21 protein-coding genes are annotated in these 22,107 nt (G+C 68.7%); 5 read left to right on the top strand and 16 right to left on the bottom strand.

All coding sequences use genetic code 11. From position 1 onward, the window contains the following. Nucleotides 1-171: 171 nt before the first annotated feature. From AOA12_RS12080 to AOA12_RS12070, 3 genes are all read left to right on the top strand, one after another. Entirely contained in the window at nt 172-1,257 is a 1,086-nt protein-coding gene (locus tag AOA12_RS12080; protein ID WP_054683048.1) for a tyrosine-type recombinase/integrase, read from the top strand. Nucleotide 1,258: 1 nt separating this feature from the next. Further along, nucleotides 1,259-1,582, top strand: coding sequence for a helix-turn-helix domain-containing protein (locus tag AOA12_RS12075; RefSeq protein WP_054683046.1), 324 nt, complete (start codon nt 1,259-1,261; stop codon nt 1,580-1,582). A 389-nt stretch (nt 1,583-1,971) separates the two neighbouring features. Then, entirely contained in the window at nt 1,972-3,369 is a 1,398-nt protein-coding gene (locus AOA12_RS12070) for a hypothetical protein (RefSeq protein WP_082406207.1), read from the top strand. Between the two features lie 19 nt (nt 3,370-3,388). Here the strand turns inward: AOA12_RS12070 and AOA12_RS12065 are convergent, their stop codons facing one another. The 4 genes from AOA12_RS12065 to AOA12_RS12050 all read right to left on the bottom strand — a co-directional run bounded on the left by AOA12_RS12065 (nt 3,389) and on the right by AOA12_RS12050 (nt 8,159). Continuing rightward, nucleotides 3,389-5,284, bottom strand: coding sequence for a heavy metal translocating P-type ATPase (locus tag AOA12_RS12065; protein ID WP_442922287.1), 1,896 nt, complete (start codon nt 5,282-5,284; stop codon nt 3,389-3,391). Nucleotides 5,285-5,289: 5 nt separating this feature from the next. Continuing rightward, nucleotides 5,290-5,649: a Cd(II)/Pb(II)-sensing metalloregulatory transcriptional regulator CmtR gene (cmtR, locus tag AOA12_RS12060; RefSeq protein WP_054687008.1), complete on the bottom strand. Its 360-nt coding sequence runs from the start codon at nt 5,647-5,649 to the stop codon at nt 5,290-5,292. A gap of 162 nt (nt 5,650-5,811) precedes the next feature. Continuing rightward, on the bottom strand, nt 5,812-7,332 hold the full coding sequence (locus AOA12_RS12055) for an ATP-binding protein (RefSeq protein WP_054683042.1): 1,521 nt from the start codon (nt 7,330-7,332) through the stop codon (nt 5,812-5,814). Then, nucleotides 7,329-8,159 (bottom strand): hypothetical protein, encoded by an 831-nt coding sequence (locus tag AOA12_RS12050; protein ID WP_054683040.1) that lies wholly within the window; start codon nt 8,157-8,159, stop codon nt 7,329-7,331. Before AOA12_RS12050 ends, AOA12_RS12055 begins: the two co-directional genes overlap by 4 nt. A 43-nt stretch (nt 8,160-8,202) precedes the next feature. Between AOA12_RS12050 and AOA12_RS12045 the strand changes: the two genes are divergently transcribed. Together AOA12_RS12045 and AOA12_RS23165 are read left to right on the top strand one after the other, a co-directional pair. Next, nucleotides 8,203-9,996, top strand: a complete 1,794-nt coding sequence (locus AOA12_RS12045) for a hypothetical protein (RefSeq protein ID WP_197280914.1) — start codon at nt 8,203-8,205, stop codon at nt 9,994-9,996. Between the two features lie 19 nt (nt 9,997-10,015). Continuing rightward, nucleotides 10,016-10,834, top strand: a complete 819-nt coding sequence (locus AOA12_RS23165; protein WP_156366489.1) for a hypothetical protein — start codon at nt 10,016-10,018, stop codon at nt 10,832-10,834. A 49-nt stretch (nt 10,835-10,883) separates the two neighbouring features. On the opposite strand, the gene AOA12_RS12035 is transcribed toward AOA12_RS23165, so the two are convergent. From AOA12_RS12035 to AOA12_RS11980, 12 genes are all read right to left on the bottom strand, one after another. Further along, entirely contained in the window at nt 10,884-12,353 is a 1,470-nt protein-coding gene (locus tag AOA12_RS12035) for a PrgI family protein (protein ID WP_054683038.1), read from the bottom strand. A 3-nt stretch (nt 12,354-12,356) separates the two neighbouring features. Further along, the gene (locus AOA12_RS12030) at nt 12,357-13,733 is read right to left on the bottom strand and encodes a hypothetical protein (protein ID WP_054687006.1); all 1,377 of its coding nucleotides are present in this window, start codon (nt 13,731-13,733) and stop codon (nt 12,357-12,359) included. Between the two features lie 31 nt (nt 13,734-13,764). Continuing rightward, entirely contained in the window at nt 13,765-14,061 is a 297-nt protein-coding gene (locus AOA12_RS12025; protein ID WP_227007205.1) for a DUF6112 family protein, read from the bottom strand. Nucleotides 14,062-14,230: 169 nt separating this feature from the next. Next, the gene (locus tag AOA12_RS12020; protein WP_013601305.1) at nt 14,231-14,497 is read right to left on the bottom strand and encodes a DUF6112 family protein; all 267 of its coding nucleotides are present in this window, start codon (nt 14,495-14,497) and stop codon (nt 14,231-14,233) included. A gap of 6 nt (nt 14,498-14,503) precedes the next feature. Continuing rightward, nucleotides 14,504-16,114: a M23 family metallopeptidase gene (locus AOA12_RS12015; protein ID WP_054683034.1), complete on the bottom strand. Its 1,611-nt coding sequence runs from the start codon at nt 16,112-16,114 to the stop codon at nt 14,504-14,506. Nucleotides 16,115-16,127: 13 nt separating this feature from the next. Continuing rightward, nucleotides 16,128-16,820, bottom strand: coding sequence for a hypothetical protein (locus tag AOA12_RS12010; RefSeq protein WP_054683032.1), 693 nt, complete (start codon nt 16,818-16,820; stop codon nt 16,128-16,130). 36 nt (nt 16,821-16,856) lie between these two features. Continuing rightward, entirely contained in the window at nt 16,857-17,858 is a 1,002-nt protein-coding gene (locus AOA12_RS12005; RefSeq protein WP_054683030.1) for a ParB N-terminal domain-containing protein, read from the bottom strand. Further along, nucleotides 17,855-18,742, bottom strand: a complete 888-nt coding sequence (locus AOA12_RS12000; RefSeq protein WP_054683028.1) for a hypothetical protein — start codon at nt 18,740-18,742, stop codon at nt 17,855-17,857. The genes AOA12_RS12005 and AOA12_RS12000 overlap by 4 nt, the downstream gene beginning before the upstream one ends. A gap of 93 nt (nt 18,743-18,835) precedes the next feature. Beyond that, nucleotides 18,836-19,240 (bottom strand): hypothetical protein, encoded by a 405-nt coding sequence (locus tag AOA12_RS11995; protein ID WP_054683026.1) that lies wholly within the window; start codon nt 19,238-19,240, stop codon nt 18,836-18,838. After that, entirely contained in the window at nt 19,237-19,878 is a 642-nt protein-coding gene (locus AOA12_RS11990) for a DUF2637 domain-containing protein (RefSeq protein ID WP_054683024.1), read from the bottom strand. The genes AOA12_RS11995 and AOA12_RS11990 overlap by 4 nt, the downstream gene beginning before the upstream one ends. 32 nt (nt 19,879-19,910) lie before the next feature. Further along, the gene (locus AOA12_RS11985; RefSeq protein WP_054683022.1) at nt 19,911-20,843 is read right to left on the bottom strand and encodes a bifunctional DNA primase/polymerase; all 933 of its coding nucleotides are present in this window, start codon (nt 20,841-20,843) and stop codon (nt 19,911-19,913) included. After that, on the bottom strand, nt 20,843-21,916 hold the full coding sequence (locus tag AOA12_RS11980) for an ImmA/IrrE family metallo-endopeptidase (protein ID WP_054683020.1): 1,074 nt from the start codon (nt 21,914-21,916) through the stop codon (nt 20,843-20,845). Before AOA12_RS11980 ends, AOA12_RS11985 begins: the two co-directional genes overlap by 1 nt. Nucleotides 21,917-22,107: the final 191 nt, after the last annotated feature.

Raw genomic sequence — 22,107 nt, 5'->3', positions numbered from 1 at the left:
CCTATCTCTACTGCTACGGGTTCGTTGTCGTGTCTCACGTCGGATAGGTGCGCTCCGCTGCCCCGTTGTTGGGTTCGTCGGATGCCGCATGTCGAGTGACGATGCTTCGGGATTCCTGAAGGAATCAGTGTAATCTCGAACCATGATCGGGATTTCCGAAGTGGCACGCTCATGGCGCTGACGCCGTTGCGGGCTGTGTCGGGAGCGCCGGGCGCAGCGTTGAGGTCTCCGCAGGCGTTGGAGGACTTCGAGCAGGAGTTGGTTGACCAGTACGCGTTGGCGATGGCTGCGGCGGGTATCTCGGATGGGTTCATCACGAGTTCGCGGGCGACGGTGTTCGAGTTCGCGCGCTCGTTGTCGGGGCCGATCTGGACGGCGGGGTACGCGGACGGAGACCGGTTCCTCGCGGAGCAGCGCCGTTTGGGCCGGGCGCAGACGACGAGGGCGGGTAAGGCGGGCGTGATTGCCCAGTTCTACGAGTTCCTCGTCACCCGCTACCTCGGCGACATTCGCACTGCGACGGGCGCGATCGTGGAGCAGCCGATCGATGAGTGGAACCGGCCCTCGGGGGTGTCGCTGGGCAAGGTGCGGGTGCCGCCGTCCGATGTTGAGGTGACCGGGTTCTTCGAGCGGTGGCGGGCATCGGTCGCGGACGCGCGGAAGTATTTGCCAGCGGCGCGGGACTACTTCGCCGCGTCGCTGTGGCGCAGGCTTGGGCTGCGTATCAGCGAGTCGGTCATGCTGGACATCCGTGATTGGCGGCCCGACCTCGGGCTGACCGGGAAGTTGCACGTTCGGTTCGGGAAGGGCTCACGCGGTCGCGGCTACAAGCCGCGTCTGATCCCGGCGATCAATGGCGCGGACGCGCTGATTGATTGGTGGCTGGCGGAGGTGCGTCCCCAGTTCGGCGAGGATTGGAAGGACCCGGATGCGCCGCTGCTGCCGAGCGAGCGGATCGATCGGGAGCGGGAGCGGCCACTGCGGGTCGGACCGAACGCGTTGCGTAGGGCGCTGGCCGAGCAGACGACCTTGTGGTTGCCGTCTTGGGAGGGGCGGATGACCCCGCACGTCCTGCGGCACTACTGCGCCTCGTCGCTCTATGGCGCGGGGATGGACTTGAAGGCGTTGCAGGAGCTTCTCGGTCACAACTGGCTCTCGACCACGAGCGGGTACATCCACGTCCGCAGCGAGCACATCGAGAACGCCTGGCAGCAGGCGAACGCCCGCACTGAACGACGTCTGGGAGGAGAGGGCTGAGATGCTCTGGAACCTGCGATTGAAGGCCGCCGAGCGCGGCATCTGGAAGTCCGCCGAACTGCGGCGGATGCTCGCCGACGCCGGGCTGGAGTTGAGCCTGGGCAAGATGTCGGCTCTGTGGACGGGCACACCGACCACGGTCCGGCTGGATGACCTCGACGTGATCTGCCATGTCCTGGCCTGCCAGCCCAGCGACCTGCTCGTTCCCGAGCCGGACAAGGTCGCCGCCCGCAAACCCGCGCGGGAGAAGATCGCCGGCGCGTCCGACGTGGCACCCATCGTGCGGCCAAGGCCCGGCAACCCACGTTCGATGCCGCCGCTGTGAGCACGACGCCGGGGGCGAACTCGCGGTTCCGGCCCCCGCGAACGTGTTTCTCGTGCGGGGTGAACAAGGCGGCGTGGACCTGGCCGCGCGTGGAGTACTGCTACGACTGCATGCCCGGCGGTCCGTTCCCTGCGCCGCCGTGCGAGAGGTGCGGCTCGAGCGCGTACTTCAGCCAGGGCCTTTGCGACCGCTGCCATCCCGGTGGCCCCGACCACCTCGGCGCTTGCCGGGGCTGTCTGGCCTGGGGCGTGTATCGGCAGCGGAGCTGGCTGTGCTCCTCGTGCATCTGGTGGCGGACCCACTACCCGCGGGGTGTCTGCGCCTACTGTCACCGCGAGAGCCGGATCGCCGACCAGGGCGCCTGCCGGCTCTGCGTCGAGCAGGCCCGGATGCTGCAAGAGCCTGGCCGAGCCCTCGACCTCGCCGGGGCGAACAAGCACGGCCAGCAACTGTTCTTCGCCAACATGGCCTTCCAACGCCGCCGCACACCGCGAGCCGCGCTCACCCCAGACGCACGCCCCAAGGGATGGAAGACACCCGGCGGCTGGAACAGGCCAGGCCCCGCCCCGACCACGCTGATCGTCTCCGAGTGGGTCCAGCCCACACTCATCGACGTCGACCCTGATCCGGAGCTGGTGCTCCAGCGGACACTGATCGAGAACAGCGAGCTGACCCGGTACTGCGCCGGCATCGTCCGAGAGCACGCCGAACGATTCGGCTGGTCCAAACGGCAACGCAACGACGTCGTCCGCTCCCTGCGACTGCTGCAGACCCTCCGTGACAGCCCAACCGCGAAGATCCGAGCCTCCGATGCCCTGCAACTCCCGCGATGGGGCGGCAGCATCGTCTCCACCATCGACGTGCTCGACGCCGCCGGCCTGCTCGTCGAGGACCGGCCCCGACCGATCGAGTCCTACTTCACCAGCAAGACCACCGGCCTACCGGCCGTGATGCGCGAGCAGCTCGACGTCTGGTTCCAGATCATGCGGCACGGCTCCACCACCCCGCCACGGCGCTATCCGCGCCACGATCAGACCATCCGCACCCAGCTCCTCGGGATCGCACCCATCCTGCACACCTGGGCCGGCGCCGGGATCACCTCCCTGGCACAGATCAACACGCGAATGGTCAACGACGCCCTACCCGACGACCTCACCCAGCGGCACTGGGCCGACCGCGGACTGCGCTCGGTCTTCCTCATCCTCAAGGCCCGCAAGCTCGTCTTCGCCGACCCGATGCGGCAACTGCCGATCGTGAACACCCGCGCCACGATCCCGCTCCCGCTGGACCCCGCCGCCGTCCGGACCGCGTTGAACCATCCCGACCCGGCCACCGCGCTCGGCATCGCCCTCGTCGCATTCCACGCGCTCACCAACGCGCAGACCCGCGCTATCCAGCTCACCGACATTATTGACGGGCGCCTCACGCTTCCCGACGGGCGCGTGATCCCGTTGGCTGGCCCCGTCCGAGTCCGCCTGAGTGCCTGGCTCGACCAGCGCACGGCCAGATGGCCGCGCACCATCAACCCGCACCTGTTCGTCACGCAGCACACCGCAGGTCGCATGAACGCGCCTGGCCACACCTTCCCATGGAAGAAGGCCGGCCTGAACCCGCAGTCGCTGCGCACCGACCGCATCCTCGCCGAGATCCACGCCACCGGCGGCGACGTCCGACGCCTCTGCGACCTGTTCGGCATCGGAATCGAGAGCGCGTCCCGCTACGCCGCGACCCTTGGCCACCCCACGTTCCGCGAGGAGTTACCCGACCCGCGTCCCCGCCTCGACTAGCGGTTCCGCTGTCGGCGCCCTATCTCGTGGCCGTCCTCGTGCGTGCGGCCCGGAGCCCGTTGAGGATGACGATGACCTCGGCGATCTCGTGCACGAGGACGACGGCGGCGAGCCCGAGAACGCCGACCAGGGCCAGCGGCAGCAGCACGATGATGATCAGCAGCGACAGGATGATGTTCTGGTTGATGATGCGTCGTCCCCGGCGGGCGTGGTCGAACGCGCGTGGGATGAGGCGCAGGTCGTGGCCGGTGAAGGCGATGTCGGCGGACTCGATCGCCGCGTCCGAGCCCGTCGCGCCCATCGCGATGCCGATGTCCGCCGCGGCGAGGGCCGGGGCGTCGTTGATGCCATCCCCGATCATCGCCGCGGGGGCCGTGCGGGACAGTTCGCCGATCGCGGCGGCCTTGTCCTCCGGCCGGAGCTCGGCGCGCACGTCGCTGATACCGGCTTGCAAGGCGAGGGCAGCGGCGGTGCGGGCGTTGTCGCCGGTGAGCATCGTCACTCCGATGCCCTCACCGGTCAGGGTGCGGATCACCTCGGGCACCTCGGGCCGCAGCTCGTCGCGCACCCCGATCGCGCCGACCGGCTGCTCGTGTCGATGCACGATCACCACGGTCATGCCCTGTTCCTCCAGCTCGGCGACCCGATCCGCGAGGACCCCGGCGGACAGCCATCGGGGACTACCCACGGTCACGCTCACGCCGTCGATGACACCGGCGATGCCGTGTCCGGCCTGCTCGCTCACCTCAGCCGCGGCAGGGGCCTCGGGCGCCTTCGCGGTGATCGCGGCGGCGAGCGGGTGACTGCTGTGCTGCTCCAATCCGGCGGCCCAGCCGAGCACTTCGCTCTCGGTGGCGTCCTCAGCGGTGAGGACGGCGGTGACAGTGGGCTGGTTGCGGGTGAGGGTGCCGGTCTTGTCGAGAGCGACGTGACGGATGCCGCCGAAGCGCTCGAAGATCGCGCCGGACTTGATGATCACCCCGAACTTGCTGGCCGAACCGATCGCCGCGACCACGGTGATCGGCACCGAGATCGCCAACGCGCACGGCGACGCGGCCACCAGCACCACCAGCGCGCGGGTGATCCACAGCTCCGGGTCGCCGAACAGCGACCCGATCAGCGCGACCAGGACGGCGAGGATCAGCACCCCGGGCACCAGCGGGCGGGCGATCCGGTCGGCCAGTCGGGCACGGTCGCCCTTCTCGGCCTGCGCCTGCTCGACCAGCTCCACGATCGTGGTCAGCGAGTTGTCCGTCCCGGCCGCAGTCGCCTCGACCTCCAGCGCCCCGGCGGTGTTGATCGCCCCGGCGGACACCGCATCTCCTGGGGCGACCTCGACTGGGATCGATTCGCCGGTGATCGCGGAGGTGTCCAGGCTGGAGCGCCCTGAGACCACGACCCCATCGGTCGCGATCCGCTCACCGGGACGGACCAGCAGCACCTGCCCGACCGTGAGGTCCTTCGCCGCGACCTCGACCGAGGCCCCATCGCGGCGAACAGTCGCCGTGTCGGGGACGAGCTTCAGCAGCGCCCGCAACCCACCGCGGGCGCGGTCCATCGCCTTGTCCTCCAACGCCTCGGCGATCGAGTAGAGGAACGCCAGCGCTGCGGCCTCCTCGACATAGCCGAGGATCACCGCCCCGATCGCGCTGATCGTCATCAACAGGCTGATCCCGAGTTTGCCATTGGCCAGCTTCCGGATCGCGCCGGGTGTGAACGCCGACGCGCCCGCCAGCAGGCCGATCCAGAACAGCACCAGCGCGGGAATCTCCGCCCCGGACCACTCGCAGATCAGCCCCGCGAGGAACGCGATCCCGGAGAACAGCGGCAGCAGGATCTCGCGATCCTTCCACCACGGCCCATCATGACCGTCGTCATCCTCGATCTCGATCTCGTCGACCTGCGACCTCGTCACCGCGCTCACGCGCCTGCTCCCGGCTCGCAGCAGCCCGCGACCGAGCAGGCCGGGTCGATGCACGGCGCGTTCTCATCGACCGCCAACGTCACATCAACCAGCGCGTTCAGCGCAGCGGCAAGATGCGGGTCCGCGATCTCATACCGCGTCTGGCGGCCTTCCGGCTCGGCTACCACGATCCCGCAATCCCGCAGACACGTCAGATGGTTCGACACGTTCGAGCGCGTCAGCTCCAGACTCTGCGACAGCACCGCCGGATAGCTCGGCCCCTCCAGCAGCGTCATCAGAATCCGCGACCGCGTCGGATCGGCCATCGCCCGACCCAACCGGTTCATCACATCGAGACGGGAAGTAATAGTCAGCATGCACTGACTATACAGCGGACGCTGAACGAATTGAAGCGGGCTCCGGCGCCACCTCACAGGGAACCGCTGCACGCGCGGCCGCCGTGAACCCCGGCGTCCTGCGAGGAGTCACCAGTTCCGCGAACCCGAACCCTCGACTAGCCTGAAACCAGCCGTGAGCACTCAGGTTCCCGAGATTTCCGAACGAGAAGCCCGGAACTCGTTACTTTCTCCCGCTGCGCGGCTGCTGGTGTCGAACAGCGCGAGCTCGTCGGGGTGGAGCTGGTGCTGGCAGACGAAGCTCCTGGCCTTGATCCGCCACAGGCCTTGGCCGACACCGAGGTTCGGCAAGAGCTGCTGCTCGGTGCCGGTCAGACCGAGGGCGGTCGCGGTCGGCCCGAGCTGGTCGGACTCCTGCCGGTACACGATCCTCGTCTCTGCATTCGCCAGCAGCGAGTTGGCCAGGGACCGCATGGCGGAGCCCTGGTCGCCCACGTTGTCGAGATCGGTGAGCTTGTGGAAGATCAGCATGTTCGCGATCCCGTAATGCCGCGCGAGTCGCCAGTGCGCATCCATCCGCCGCAACAGCGCCGGGTGGGACATGAGCCGCCACGCCTCGTCGTAGATCACCCACCGCTGCCCACCGTTCGGATCGAGCAACGCGGACTCCATCCACGCCGACGAGCACGTCATCAACACCGAAATCAGGGTCGAGTTCTCGGTGACCCGCGAGAGGTCGAGCGAGATCATCGGCAACGACGGATCAAACGCGACCGTCGAAGGCCCATCGAACAACCCGGCCAAGTCGCCGGCGACGAGACGGCGCAGCGCGTGACCGACGAGCCTGCCGTCCTCGGCCAGCCTGCCGTCGGCATCCGTGCTCGGGGCGAGGATGCGATCGACGACCATCGGCAGGATCGGAACGTCGTTCTCCCTCACCGTCTGGGTCAGGGCGATGTCGATCGCGGTGTGCTCCAACGGCGACAACCCCCGCGCGAGCACGGTCTCCGCGAGCGCGCCGATCAGGTCACGCCGCCGGGCCGCGACGGTCGAGGCCCACTGCTCATCCGACAGGCCGCTGGGCCGGTGGCCTTCGTCGAGCGGGTTCAGGCGCGTGTTGAGGCCGTGCCCGAGGACGATGGCTCTGCCGCCGACGGCGTTGGCGACGGCGGTGTGCTCGCCTTTCGGGTCGCCGGGCACGTACACGCGCCGCCCGAACGGCAGCGACCGCGTGTAGAGCGACTTGGCCAGCGAGGACTTCCCGGAGCCGACGATCCCGGCCAGCACCACGTTGGGCGCGGTGATGATGCCGCGCGCGTACAGCACCCACGGGTCGTAGACGAAACTCCCACCCGAGTACAGGTCTTGACCGACGAACACGCCATCGGCACCGAGCCCACCCTCGGCGACGAACGGATACGCACCCGCCAGCGTTGCCGACGTGTCTTGATGGCGCGTCAGCTGGAACCGGCCTGGCGTTCGCAACCGCGCGGCACCTGGCTCACCGGCCTTCGGGAGGTAGATCGTTGCGCGCCGCTCGGCCCGCTCCTGCTCAGCCTTCGCCTTCGCGGCAGCGAGCGCGGCCTTGCGCTGCTCGGCATGCAATCGGGCCTCTGCCCGGCGGCGCTGCTTGCGGAGCCTTCGCCGTTCCTTCGACGGCGCCACCAGAACAGCGGTGTGCAGCCGCTCCCGATCCTGGATCACAGCCCCAGCCCCCGCGCCTGCTTCACCGCGGCGATCTTCGCGGGCTCGAACCACGACCCATCCGATTTCGAGGCCGGAAGGTCGGTCCGCTTCGGCGCGCCCGGAGAGGAGTACGACACCAGTAACTCCGGGCCGTCGCGCATCGGGGGCGGTGCGGTCTGTTCGGCTTCCTGAGCCTCGGTGTCGGGTTCGGTGTAGCGGCGCAGCAGCGAGACGTAGCCGATGTGCGGGTTGACGACCAGCGCGTAGTCGCCGGAGATCGCCACCTGGTCGTTGGTGCCCTCGCCGGGCTCGTCGTAGACGTATCCGTTCTCCAGCGCGGCCTGGGTGGTCTCGTCGCCGTAGTCCCACTGCGCGAGGTAGTCCACCGTATCGACATGCCCCAGCTCGCCGCGGATGCGCAACGGCCGGTCGGCCTCCTCTCCCTGGAGGAACACCACGCTGACCCACCGCGACGGCGCGGCCTCCTCGACGGCGGGCTCGGGATGCCAAGCGATCCGCCCCGCAGCGATGAACCCCTCCGCGAGCCGGTCATACGCCCGGTCGACGAGACTCGCGGCCTGACGCAACTCCTCCGCAGTGGCGAGCGCGTCCCGCACTCCTGCCTCGTGGCTGCCGGCGTCGTTGAAGGCGTGCGCGGCCTTGCGCTCGTGAACATCAGCGATCTGGTCGAGCGCCTGCCGCAGCGACCGCATCCCGGAGGACAGGTCACCGATCACCCCGTACATCTCGGCGGGCTGATCGAAGCCCCGGCTCGCGTGGGCCAGGCCGCGCAAGGCTTCGGACGCCTCAGCGGCATCGGCAGTCGAATCGAAGAACGTGGGCATGGTCGGCCTCCTCGCAAGTCGTGTGACCAGGAGGTGTGCTGCGATGACCCAGGCGCTGTCGAAGGCGGCTGACATACTTGATGGAGGCGTCGGAGGGAGGCACGAGGCAGTCACCGGCGAGAAGGAGAGCCACATGGACGACCCGCGCGACGAGTCCGGTAATGATGACGCCGTTGGCAGGCAGACCGCAGAGGATGGTCAGGTCAGGTCCGACGCGCTTGAGCTCGCAGCGTCCACGACCCTCGTCGAGGTGACGCCAGGCGTCGCAGTCGTATTCGGCGAAGTCCCCGACGGTCTTGAACTCATCAGCCTTGACATGGTGCCGTCCTTCGACCGCGCTCAGCTCTCCACCGCTCTCGGCTCCTTCGGCAACGCAGGCACGATCGTCGGGAACGTCGCAGAGGCTGTATCGAGCGCGCAAGGCCTCTTCCGCGTCAACGATGCGACGCTGTCTCTGTTGAAGAGCGGCGGGGAGATGGCAGCAAAGGACGGCGCCAAGCTCGGGGCGATCTTCAAGAACGGTGAACTGGTCGCCCAGGCGCGATTCATCCCAGCCTCCATGACGGCCGCCACGGCGATCGCAGCTATCGGCCCGGCCGTCGCCATGATCGCGCTCCAAATGCAGCTCGGCGAGATTTCCGGCCTCGTCCGCTCCAACATCCAGCTCACGACGCAGACGCTCAAGGCCATCCGAAACGAGCAATGGGCAGAGCTTGAAGGGCTGGCGGAGTCCGTCGATGAGGCAGTCAAGGAGACCCGCGAACTCGACGCCATCACAGACTCTGTCTGGGAGCCCATCGCTCCCAGCGGTCCCAACATCCGCAAGCAATTGAAGCTATACCGCAAGAACGTGGCAGGCCATGTCCAGGAACTCGGGAAGTTGGACGGTCGCGCTCGCCGCCAGTACCTCGAATCCAACGCCGAAGCAATCGTCTTCGATACCTACGCGCTTCTCAGCTCACTCAAGACCCACGCGGAGTACCAGGCTGTCCGGGCCGCCCTCGCCAGAACACGAAGCACCAACGACGAGAGCGAAGCGCAGCTCTTCGACCGGATCGCCCGGAACACTCCCGTCGAGATCGACGAGTCGCTCTCCGAAATCCGATCGCTGACCGAGTCGCTCGTCCGCGAGTTGCGGATCATCGCCGAACTCCCCGGCCGCGCCACCGCGCCTCTCACGAAGAAGCGAAAAGACGCCAAGGCTTCTCAACTCACTTGCAGGCAGCTCCTCGAAGCGATCGACCCTTTGGCCAACATGCTCCAGCCAGCAGTCGAGATGCCAGCAGTACCAGCGGCGGTATGCGCACCCGAAGGGCTTGAACTCGATCCGTATCTGCATATCCTTCGGTGGTTCCTTGAGGATGGCGAGACGCTTCGCAGCGTGGCCTTCCCATACGAAATGGGAACTCACAACTTCGCTGGCGTCGTGCCGGCCATTCTCGCCAGAAGGGTTGATGCGACCTGGGATGCGCTCGCGCCAGGAAGAGCCAGTGCCATCGTTGAGAAGTTCGCGTCGAGCACGTTCGTAGCGGTGACTGACCGACGGATCGTCACCGCTAACCCAGGGAACCTCCTAAAGCGAGGCGAACTCGGCCCGATCTACTCCCTGGATGACGTGCGGAATGTACGCGGTCGCTCGCACCGCGGAGCGGGCGTCCGACCCACTATCGACGTGGCCACAGAGGAGCGCGACCTGCATTGGATGTTCCCCGACGCCGCGGAGCACGAGGACATCGACAGCCTGGCGGCGGCTCTCTCCGAAAGAACGCCCCACGCTGTTTCGGCCCCGACAGCGATTGAAGGACTTGCCACAGCAGACTCCGCCATCGACGCCTAGAGATTGCGCGAGTGCAGGCATGAGTGAGCAGGAAGGCTTCCGGCCGACGGGTGGGCGGGCAAAGAGCGGCAAGTGCGCGCTGTGCGGGGCCCGGGCAAGACTCACCAAGGCACACGTGCCACCGAGAGCTGCATTCAACAATGGGAGCTTCTCTTGGGGCGGCACGACAGCAGACAACCGACTTGCCCACGGGCGTCCACGACTCGGTGGCGCCAGCCTGTATGCGCATTGCGAACCTTGCCGGGCAGCCACATCCCCTTGGGATGACGAGTACATTCGGTGGGCCTACACCTTCGCAGGCAACCTGCTCCACTCCCAATGGAAGGGCGAGCGGACTCATATTGAAGGAAAGCTCAACGAGGTTCGCCCGGGCCGATTCATCCGCTCCGCGCTCGCGGGCATGACAGCGCTGACTCCGAAACTCATCGATTCACACCCTGACCTGGTCGGGGCCGTGCGGCATGGAGTCGCAGCCCCAGCGCCAAAGGGCATCCGGCTCTTGGCGGCGATCGCGCCGGACGGAGCGGCGGCGGTCCTTGAGGGAGCACACGAGGGCTTGGCCGTAAAGCTGTCGCGGGATGGTGGAAGGGACGATGAATGGACGACAACCACCACACCGACAATCTCTGCCGTGATTCACTTCCCTCCGTTCAGCTTGCTGCTCGCGGATCGCCAGCTGGTGAGCGCTTTGCCACATGCCGACTGCACGGACTGGCTAGAACTCGGCGTCGACGACCTCGCAGACGTGTCCCTGGTGCTTCCCGTGGTCGATCTGCCACGAACCCCAGACGCGCCGGTTCCTGTTTCGATGCTTCGGTTCATCGAGGCGCGAGCCTGATCCACTGCCGGAGCAAGGGTCGGGTCAAGCCGCGGCGGTGGCGGTTGACTTAGACCCGGCGGCAGAGCGGGAGCGCGGCGGCGGTGAACGCGGCGGCTTGCTGTCCGACGAGGAGCCGGGTCTCACAGGATGCCTGGATCGCGGCTTGCTCGATGGCGGCAACGGCTGCGTCGAGTTCTTCGACGGTGGGTGCGGAGACGGCGATGAGGCCGGTGTAGCGAAGGATGCCGTGTCCGGCGGTGAGGTCGGCTTCTTGTTGGAGCACGTCGTGGTACTCGGCTGTCTGGGAGGCATCATCGATCTGGCCGATCTTCGCGCGCTGGGCCTGGTCGGAGATGTGCTCGACCTTCTTCTTGCGGATGTCGCGAGCGGCAGCATCGGAGCGCATCGGGGTGCAGATCAGCGAGAACGATCGCTGGATGCCAGTGGACAGCAACACCGGCGACAGGAACCCCGGATACACCAGCGACCGCGGCCACTCGCTGACCCAGAGCACCGCATGGTGAGCGGAGTCGGTGCGCAACCTGCCCCAGGTCTCGGTGACGGCAACCGGCCCCGCAGTCGCAAGCGACTGGCCGAGCCTCCCGTGGCGTTCCAGGGTGGCCGCGATCGCCGGGTCGTAGGCAGAGCGCAGCATCACCGCGATCTGCCCCGGTGTCATCCATCCCGACGGTGAGAGGTCGGCGGAGCGGAGCGCGGCGACGAGGGTGTTCATCTCTTGCCGCAGCACGGCGGCGGCCCCGCGTATCCCGCCTCCGGCGGTCCTGATCTGCCGTGCGCTGGTTTTCATGTCCAGTGACAGCGAGAGCGTGGTGGCGTGGCGTTCGCCGGCGGGTCCGGCGCGGTCGATGAGTTCGGCGTAGGTGTCGGCTGCCCATGAGTCGTCCGGGGTGCCGTGGGTGGCCCACCATTCGGCGAGTCCGGTTCCGGAGTCGGGGAGGGTGCGTTCGAGAACCTGTAGCGCCGCGATTCGCCCGGATCGGCAGACGGTGGCCAGGACTCGGCCCCAGGAGCTGACGCGGCGTTCCTGTTCGCCGGGATCGAGGAGCACGAACGCGGGATGGGTGACCTCACACACGACGGTCAACGTGGCGGCGTGGGGGTCGTGGATCATCCCGGCGTTGGTGTCGGGATCGGTGTACTCGCGCAGCCGCGCCATGTCGCCGGGCAGGGCGAGGGTGCCGACGGGACGCGGGACGACGATCCTGCGCCGGAACAGCAGCTGCCCGCCGGTGGTGCGCCACAGCCACCAGCAGGCGATGGGCAGCCACTCCACGATGGGCCGGCCCGCGATGGGTATCCATGTCAGCGCGGCGGCGAGTACCCAGATGGGGGCGGTGTAGGCGAGCAGCATCCCGCCGCCGGCGTAGAACGCGCCGATGAGCGTGGCTCCGCCGATGGCGAGCGTGATGAGCTGGGTCAGCGACAGGCCGAGGAGGACACCGCGGCGGGTGAGGCGGGAGAACTTCACCGGCACGAGTTCGCCCGCGGTGGGCCGGTCGTTGTTCGTGCTGCTCATCGTCTACTCCTTCGGTGGGCGGGGCGCTGGCGGCGGGGGCTGCTTCGGCGGCGGTGACGGGTCGCTGCTCGGCGGTCGTGGTGCCGGACTCGACGGCGGTGCCGCAGGCGATGCGGCGGGCGGTGGCGGTGTCTGCGCGGCCGCGTCGGCGGCATGCTCGCCCTGGGCTCCCAACGCGGTTCCGGCCTTCGGCCCGGCGGTCGCGGCACCCTTGGCGACACTCGCCCCGACCACGACCCCTGCTGCGACGGGACCGGCTGCGGCTGCGCCGCCTCCACCTGCTGCGGCCCCTCCACCGGCGGCACCTCCGCCACTGGCGGCGGGTGCCGGTGCCGGGGTCTTCGGCGGTGGCGGGGCGCTGCTCCCACCGCCAGAGCCTCCACCCGCGTTCCCGCCGCCACCGCTGGTTCCGTCGAGCACCTTCTTCGGATCGCCGCCGCCTTGCGGCTTGGCCGGGACCGGGATCGGACGGTTGAGTGCGCTCTTGGCGTCCTGCTCCGAGCCGATCGCGTGGTACATGTCGAACCCGACGAACGCGATGAACTTGTACGTCAGGTACGGGGCGAACGCGGCCATCGCCATCAGCACGATCCCCGCGATGGGGTCGCTGACCGAGGCGAGGTCCGCATCGATGGGTGCCGAGACCTGGGTGATCGCGACGAGGAACATTACGACGAGCACGAGCTTGGAGCAGATCAGCGCGACGACGAACATCGCCCACTTCCCGATCCACCCCCGCGAGGCATCCCACGAGGCACCAGAGAAGGCGAGCGGCGCGAACACGACCGCGACCAGCAGGAGCGCTTTCCTGACGAGGAGGGACAGCCACACGATCGCGGCGGCGGTGATCGCGAGTCCTGCCATGAAGATCGTAATGATCGCTCCGACACCGGGGGCGGCGATGTTGATGCCGACCAGCCCTGCGGCGAGGAGCGCGATCTTGTCGCCCATCGACTCGGTGGTCTCCCCGGCGGCCTGCACGATCCCGATGCACAGCTGGTCGACGACCTCCAACAGCAACGCAGTGAGCGTGATGACCACGAACGACCCGAGGACGGACTTCGCCAGGCCAAGGGCGGCGCGGGTGAGGGCGGTGGGGTCGCGGCGGATCAGACCGGTGATGAGTTGGAGGCAGAAGAAGATCAGCATCACGAAGACCGCGATGCCGAACAGCAGGTTGTAGACGGCGATGTAGCCGGGCTTGGTGACATCCACCAGCGTCGTGGTGTCGAAGACCGACCAGACCGCCTCGAACAGCCACCCGGCGGCGGCACCCATCGCCTGGGCGAGCCAGTCGAACGGGGCCGCAACCAGAGACGCGGCTCCTTCGCCGACGGCATCGCAGACCGAGGAGATCACGGGAACGTCGCACACGCCCATCACGAACACCAGCTCTCGACGAAAGGCGGGGTCAGACGGACTGGCCGACGTTCCAGAAGAAGTTGATGAGCGTCACGCTCGCGCCGCAGATCACCGCAGCGCCGCAGGAAACGAGGACGCCGATCTTCCCGCGCGAGGCGAGGTGCGGGTTCGAGGAGTTCGCGCCGAAGCCCCACACGATCGCGGACACGATCAACGCGAGCACGCTGAGGATCAGGCCGATGGTCATCACCGCGCCGACGATGGTGCGCAGCTGGTTGATCCCTGGCAGGCCGTTGGTGTTGGGGTCGATGTTGATGTCCATCGGCACCAGCAGCGGCGCGGACATGACGTTAGCGAGCAGATCGAACACAGTAGGTCTCCTTGGCGACGGGCGACCCGCCCACGAACTCGCAGACGGGGTACACGCCACAGGTGCACCCGCAGCCCCTCGACAGCAGACACAGCGATGCCCACGTCGGCGAGGACGTGGGCATCGAGCTCAGAGAGGTTCAGAGTCAGAGTTGCTGGCCGAGGTTGAGCAGCCAGTTCATCCAGGCCACGCCGCCTCCGGCGAGGACGGCCGCGCCGACCGCGACGAGCACTCCGATTCGGCCTTTGCTGGCGGTGGCGTAGTTGCCGTGGGCCGTGGCGATCGCCCACACGATCGCGGAGACGATCAGCATGAGGACGGCGACGATCAGGACGAACGTCAGCAGCGCGCCAACCACGGCGCGGAGGTCGCCGATGCCGCCGAGCCCGTCGAAGTCTGGGAAGACACCCATCGCCGATCACCCTGCTTTGACGGTGGCGTGGAGGTGGTCGTAGTGGCTCCCGGTGATGGAGGCGGGGTCGTGCATGCCGCCGCCGTTGTAGGGTCGCCAGCCCTGGGCGTCGCGGGCGACTGACCAGATTTGGCCTTGCCAGATCAGGTACTCGACGCCGAGTACGTCGGCGTTGTCCTTCATCCAGTTGGTGACCTTCCAGCCGGCGTCGAGCTGTGTCGGGGTGGGTCGCTGGCCGATGCGGTTGCCGAAGGTGATGTCGCACGCCCTGCCGAGGGGATGCTCGGACTTTGTGCCGGGGCGCGGTGAGTAGCAGCCCCAGCCGGTGTCGGGGAACGCGGCGAGGGTCTGCTGGTAGAGGTGGAGCATGCGGGCGGTGATCTTGCCCGAGCTGGTGGGATCGTCGACGAGCCGGTCGGGGCCCCCGTCGACACCGGTCGGCGTGCCCGCAGTGGCGTTGTTGCAGGCGGCGGGTGAACCGCTGGTTGCCGTCGGCAGGTTCGCGGCCCCGTGCTCGTTGAGCCAGGCGGCGGCATCGGTGGCCTCACCGTTCGTGCCGCCGGGCCGGACCTCGAAGTGCAGATGTGCGCCGGTGCTCATACCCGAGGAGCCGACATCGCCGATGTGCTGCCCGGCGTTCACCCGGTCTCCGCGGCGGACGTGGATGCCGCTCTGCCACATATGCGCGTACGCGGTCGCGACGGTGTGGCCGTCGATGGTGTGCTCGATGACGATGAGGCCGCCGTACCCGCCGGAGAACTCCGCGACGGTGACGGTGCCGTCGGCGGCGGCGAGGATCGGGGTGCCGTCGGGCGCGGCGAAGTCGGTGCCGGTGTGCATCTTCCGTTCGCCCGTGATCGGGTGCACCCGCATCCCGAACGGCGAGGTCAGCACCCATGTGCCCTCGGGTAGCGGGAACACCACCCGCGACGACGACACGGCCGGGCCAGTCGCGCTGCCAGCGGTACTGCCGCTGCCGGTGAGGGTGGCGAGGATGCTGTCGGCGACGGACGCGTAGTTGCGGTAGCGGTCGGGATAAGCGGACACCTCGACCGCTTGGGCGGCTTCGCCGGGGTCCATCTGTTGCCAGCCCGGGATGTCGAGCAGGCCACGCGGCGAGGGGTAGTTCGGCCCGGTCGGCCCGCCGAAGAACGCTCGCGCCTGATACTGCGGGTCCATGAGCTCGGCGACCGACCCCCACCCCGATTGCGGGCGCATCTGGAACATGCCGAGGGAGTCGTGGTCGCCGCCGTCCCCATCGTTCGGGTAGTTCGCCGACTCGGGGTAGGTGCCGGTGTTGGTGAGCATCCGCAGCGTGGACTCGGTGAGCGCGGCCATCAGCGCGATCTTGATTCCCGGCCGACCCACGTCGGTGATGCCGTTGCCGACAGAGATGATCGTTGCCGCATGCGTGAGCTGCTGACGATTCAGGGTGAAGGTCTCGCCGTTCGCGGTGGTCACGGCGAGCGAGTCCGGCATCGGGCCAAGGTTCACGCTCCCGGCAGGGGCGGCGCAGTAGGCGGCAGCGGGGTTGATCAGCACCCCGATCCCGAGGAGGGCTGCGGCGGGTGCGAAGAACAGCAGCGCCAGGGCTGCGATGGCGGCTTTGCGGAACACGACGCCAACCCCTTCAGCGCAGCGGATTGTCGAGCTGCGACAGCCGCAGCAAGTGGCAGGTCGGATAGGTCGGTGCGCAGACGACGAACACGGTGAACGCGACCGGATGCTCGCTGGTGACCGGTTGGCCGTTCCAGACCCCGGCACGATGTCGAGTACCCTCGATCGTGACGGCCGTCGTGCCTGCTGTGAGCTGCCCCGGCTGGGCCTGCGCGACAGCGTCGGCCCAGGCGTTGGGGACGTACGCGGTGTCGATGGTGAGGTGCTGACGGGTGGCGTACTGCCGCAGCTCGATCCAGGCGTCACGGGTCGGCAGGTACGCGGCCACATCGGAGGCCAGCCCGGCCTGCTCGTCCCCGCTGGGGTCTCCGACTGCGAGGATCGCCGAGGTGTAGTCCAGCGGCCACAGCCCCGACGCCGTATCCCATGCGAACAGCGTGGACGCGACACCTTGCGCGAAAGTCTCAGGATCGGCCGAACGCGGAACCACTGGAACCCGCGGCGGTCGCGGCGTGCTCGGTGCCACCGTCGGCGGTGCCGTCGTGACCGGGCCGGGCTCCGGGTCGGGATCGGTGCCGGTCCTGTTACGGGGGCCGGTGAGGAGTCCGTAGACACCGACCCCGGCCAGGAGCAGCAAGACGATGCCGGCGGCGATGAGGGCGACGAGTCGGCGGCGGTTCCGAGGATCAGTAGGTGCAGGGCTCATGCCGAGCAGGTGCGCACCCGGCACCTGTGCCCGTGGTCAGAGCGCGCGGAGGCGTGGCGGCTCCGCCGACCCCTCGCGGGCGGCTCGGAGTGCGTCGGCGAACCGGACGGTGCCGTCGGCGGTGGAGAGGAAGTTCTCGAACTGCTCGTCGGTCAACTCGCCTGCGAGTGTGTCGGCGTCGTAGTGGGTCCACCAGTTCGTCAGTTCACCCCACGTCTGGACGAATGCCCGGACTGGGTAGCGGACGGGCTGCCCGTCGTCGGTGACGAGCGGCAACCGACGCGGTGGGGTGCGCTTGCCCTTCTTGATCGACTTCGCCTGGGCCACGGCTGCCTCGGCACGGGCATGCAGTTCGGCCTCGCGCCGCTCCCGCGCGCTGGCATCGGCGTCGCGGATCGCTTGGTAGATCGGATGCACCGGTTCGCCGGCCTCGATCCGTTCCAACCCGGCGGCAGCCTCCGCGCGCAACGTCTCGGGCTGAGCGGGGTTGTTGGCGATGTCTTCGAGGTAGCCGATCTTCTCCAACGTCGTGTGCGACGCACCGCCCGGAATCATCGCCGCAGCCTGCTCGCGGGCCTTCCCGAGCGGCCCGCTCGACGGTGGTGCAAAGTTTGCACCACCGTCGTTTCCCGGCTGGTTCTCGCTGCTGAACTGCGTGGCGGACTTCCGTCGGGCGGCGTCTTCGGCCATGACCTGCTTGATCTCGCGGTAGAGGCCGGCGGCTTCGAGCTGGGTGTAGGGCTTGTGCAGCATGTTGTCGTCCTGCTCGGCGAGGAGCTGCCCGAGCCGGTCGGACAGACCGCTGCGAACCCAGACGTTGACGGTGCGCCAGCCGAGCTTCTTGATCGCGGCCAGGCGTCGTGCCCCACACACAAGCACACCATCGATGGTGATCGTGACGGGTTGCAGCAGTCCGTCGCGGTCGATGGATGCCGCGAGGGCGTCAATGTCGCCGAGGTCGGCGCGGTGCCGGGTGCCGACGAGGATCGAATTGACGGCGCGGTCGAGCTGGATGCTGCCGAGTTGTTGCTCGTTCACGACGACTCACCGCCTCCACCGCTCGGAGCGGCAAGCGCGAGCGCGAGGATGAGATCGTCGTCGCGGAGCAGCAGGTCGAGAGTCTCGCCCAGCAGGAGCCGGAGCAGGATGCCGCGACCGCTGCTGGTGGCCACGTAGGCCGGGTGCGGGCTCCCGAGCAGCGCCTTCAAGAGAGCGGCCCAGGAGCGGCGCGGCAGGTCGAGCAGTGCCCGCGCGTGCCGATCGCGGCGCAGCGCCTCGTAGGCGGACTGGCGGGTGCCGGCCTTCATCAACGCCCCGCAGACGTGCTCGACCGCGGCCCGTGCGATGTCGGTGGGCCAGTCGAGCAGGCACAGCATCGCGATGGCGTCCTCGGCCGCCGATCCAGCGGACATGCACGCCTGCGCAGACCCGAGACTGTCGCGTGGTTCCGGTTCGAGGTCGCTGGGACGCAGGTCGGTGGTGTGGAACGCGGGATGGTAGTCGGCCAGCGCGGTGTCGCGTTCGGAGAACCGTTCGGGGTCGTGGAACGCCGAGAGGTGGGCGCGGCGGGCCTGGTGCACCGAGCAGAGCAGCCCTTGGGCGCGTTCCTCGTAAACGCAGGTGATCCGCACGGCGTGGGTGATGATCGCCCACGGATCATTGGCCTCGCGGGTCGAGCGGTACTGCATCGCGTCGAACGCCGCCGTGACCGCTTCCCAGGTGTCGAGCTTGTGCTTCCTCGCGAGAGCGCGGTACTTGTCGGCGGCGAACTCCATCAGGTCGCGGGCCACCGGGTCGTGAACCCAGGCATCCTCGCCGCCCTCGGCGAGACGGTTGAGCAGGGCGCGCAGGCCCTCGCCGGTGGTGAAGTCCTCAGCCTGGTCGGCCGTCGGAGCGGTACTGGTGTGGGTTGGTGTGGTCATGGTGTCGGCACCTCCTGGCAGGCAGGTGCGCGCTCGCTCCCACGAGCGCGTCCTGCATGCCGGTGCCGTCGCAGCCATGACCTCTCACCACCGTCAACTCATCGAGACCCCGGAGCGGGACATCTGCGACGCAGGTGCGGTGCTGCGCCCGAACGCCGAGATCGGCGGCAGCCGCCGGGCACGGTCCCCGAGACGACGAACACCAGCGCCAATCGGGGTGCGGGTGCGGCGTGCGAGCTCGGCCTGGAAGTCGAGGCCACGGCCGGCTGCGTGCGCCGAGTGCCGGGCGATCAGGTCGGTGGGGCGTACCCACTCCACGCCGCGGCCGGGAACGAGGGCGTGCTGCTTGTCGTCGCGGGCGACCTGCGCGGCCCGCACCGCCTCCGGCGTGCTCGTTGCCTCGACGTGCTCGGGGCGTTCCCTCGGCTCATCGGGCACCAGCCGTGCTGGATCGGGCCTTGCGGGATCGTTGCGCTGCGGGTTCTCAGTGGTGTTCATGGGGTCGTCTCCTCTCGCTCATCGACGGTGTCGGTTGTGTCAGTGAGGTGCGCGACGGCGAACCAGCGGCCCACGGTCGAGGGATGCACCCCGAGTTCGCGGGCGATCCGCTTGTTCGACCAGCCCGCCTCCCGAAGCTCCCAACCCAGCGCCCGCCGATCCGCCACAACGTCGCCCCGACGGGTCGGCTCCGCCTCGCCAGATGACAGCGCGGGCATCGACTCCGCAGTGACCGTCGGACGCGAGGCGACAGGCTGCACGCCGGGGTCGGCGGTCCGGGTGAGGATCACGGTCAGGTGCGTGATCGCAAGCAGCACGACGGGCGGAACCGCGGCGACCGAGGCCGCGAGCATCCGTGGCACGTCGGCGTCTGCGGCGACGACGGCGTGAATGGCGTTCGCTGTCACTGAGACGAGCGCGCCGCCGACCAGCAGCGCCCACGGATACCAGGCCGAGCGCTGCCCGGCGAGGGCGACGACGGCGACCGTGGCGACGACGATGATGCCGTCCACGATCAGCGGCCACGCCCACGCTTGCCCCGATCCGATCCCGGAGCGAGCGGCCAGATCGGCCAACGACGTGAACGACAGCCAGAACGCCCCGGCGGCGATGAACACCGTCCCCGCGACCGCCGTCATAGCGGCCCAGCGCCGCCCCTCCGATTCACGCCTCACAGCCCCGCCCTCCCCAGCGCTGCGGATGGTGGGCTCGCCGAACGACCGAACCAGCGACCCGCGTTCCGGCTCCGGCCGTCTGACGCGGTCTCGGATGCGGGCTGAATGGCTCGGTAGGCAGAGCGCACGGTCGTGGTGATCTCGCGATCACCCAGACCCGCCGACTGTGCCGCAGCACCCAAGGCATCGAGCGCGTCGGCGGGCGAGACGCCGTTCTCGGCGAGGCGACAGGCAGCCCAGAACAGGCCCCGGTTCCGCTCGCCCTCACCCCGCCCGGCGACCCACGCCGCCAACCGCTCAGCATCCACCTCCATCGAGCCGCTGCTGGCGCGTGGTGGTGCGACGGGGCGCGGGTCGAGAAAGTCCCGCAGCCGGGCCGCGTCCACCGTGCCGACCGAGTGCGCGGCGATGTCCGCGACCTCGTAGAGCTTCACATTGCCGTCGATGATTCGCCGGGAAGGAGGAGCGATGATGTAGCCGCCGTCGCCCCGGAAATCGACACCCGCCGTGGCTGCCTGCCACGAACGCTGCTCGCTGCCTGGTGTCGCCGGGAAGTACACGTGCGCGCCACCGGTGGGGGTGCGCACCAGCAGCCCCGCGCCATCGACGAGCCCTGCGTCGGTGGCGCGCTGGTACGCCGCGCGGCCATCGTGGGGGCCGTGGACATCGACATCCACGACGACAACGCCCGATGCCGCTCCCGTCGGGATGCCGATGTTCGCATTCGGTGTGCGCGACCACCACGCGGCAACCTGTTCCGGGTCGTTGCTCGCGTCGAGGAACCCACGGCGGGTCAGCGGACGTTTCCCCTCCACGAGGCACGGGAACACGGGCACCCCCGCCGCCGCGAGACTCCGCGCAGCCAAGGCCAGGTTTGGTGAGCGATCCACGCGAATGAGCGCCGCAAGGACATCGAATGGCTCGGGCATCACAGCCTCCGCCCCGCCAGCGCCGACGCAGCACGCGGACGATCGGTCTCTACCGCAGGCGCAGCCGTGCGGGAAGTGCGCGGACTGGGGGTGTCACGGTCGAGGCCGGGCGGGGTGCCGTCGCCGACCTGGAGCGTGTCGAGCTGGTCGAGGATCGCCAGCGCGGTCTTCCGCACCCTCTCGCCGGTGGCCTGCACCACCTGGACGGGCTCGTGGCCGTCCACTCGGGCGGCCCAGGTCGAGACGTACGGGATCGTGTACCCGGCGGTGTCCATGCCGTGCGCGGCACCGATCATCAGCGCGACGGACTCGGCTTCGACCTCGCGGATGCCGCGATGCTGCCGCGCCTCCTCGTCGTCGGGATCGTGCATCAGCACATGCGCCAACTCGTGCGCGAGGGTCTTGACCTGCGCGGCAGGGTCCATGTTCTCTCGCACCGCGACCGTGCGCGCCTCGTAGTCCGTGAGGCCGTTCGCGCCGGAGATCATCCCCTCGTGCGGCACCCGCAGCACCTCAAACCCCGCGCCGCGAATCTGCCCGGCCAGCCCCTCCCACAACCCTGACGGTGCTTCGCCTTCCAGCAGCGTCGGAGCGGGCGGCACCGGCAGCGGTTCGCCGTCGGTCTGCGAGGCGTCCCACACGTAGGCCGGGCGCGCTCCGACCATCCGCGAGCGCACCACCTCGTTGACCTTGTGCTTCTCTCGCGGCCCCAAGCGACGCCAGGAGTTCGGATCGGCAGGATTGGACGACGCGAACCGGCCCGTCACCGGCGCGAAGATCATGTACCCGGTCTGCCCTTTCATCACCTGCCGCCCGAGCCCCTGCCACTGCCGGTACCCGGCAACCAAAGTGGGGAAGGGCTCGGGCACGCGGCCCGCCTCGAACGCGGCCTCGTGCTGCACCCAGATCAGCATCGTGTTGTTGAATGACCGCGACCTGAACCGTGCGGCGAAGGCGAGCGCCTGCCGCCAGTCGTCACCCGAGACCAGCGACTCGACCGCGCCGGTCAGTTTCTCGTGCAGCTCGTCGAGCTTCGCCTCTCGCGCCGCGCGGGCGTCCTCGTTCGATGCCATGCTCCGGCCTCCTCTTCGGCGGGCCGCGCCAAGGTTGCGCGCGGCGGTACACCTGGCAGGTAGGCGCGAACACCCGCGCCCGGACCGTGAGCTGGACATCGTTCACCTCCTTGAGGCAGCCCGAGCCGAGACCGGGACGCGACATTGAGCATGCTCAAAATGTCCCGGAGTCCTGTTCTAACACCGACCGT

Source organism: Microbacterium sp. No. 7 (assembly GCF_001314225.1).
Classification (GTDB): domain Bacteria; phylum Actinomycetota; class Actinomycetes; order Actinomycetales; family Microbacteriaceae; genus Microbacterium.
The sequence above is the reverse complement of the archived record's forward strand: the minus strand, read 5'-3'. Positions and strand labels throughout refer to the sequence as shown.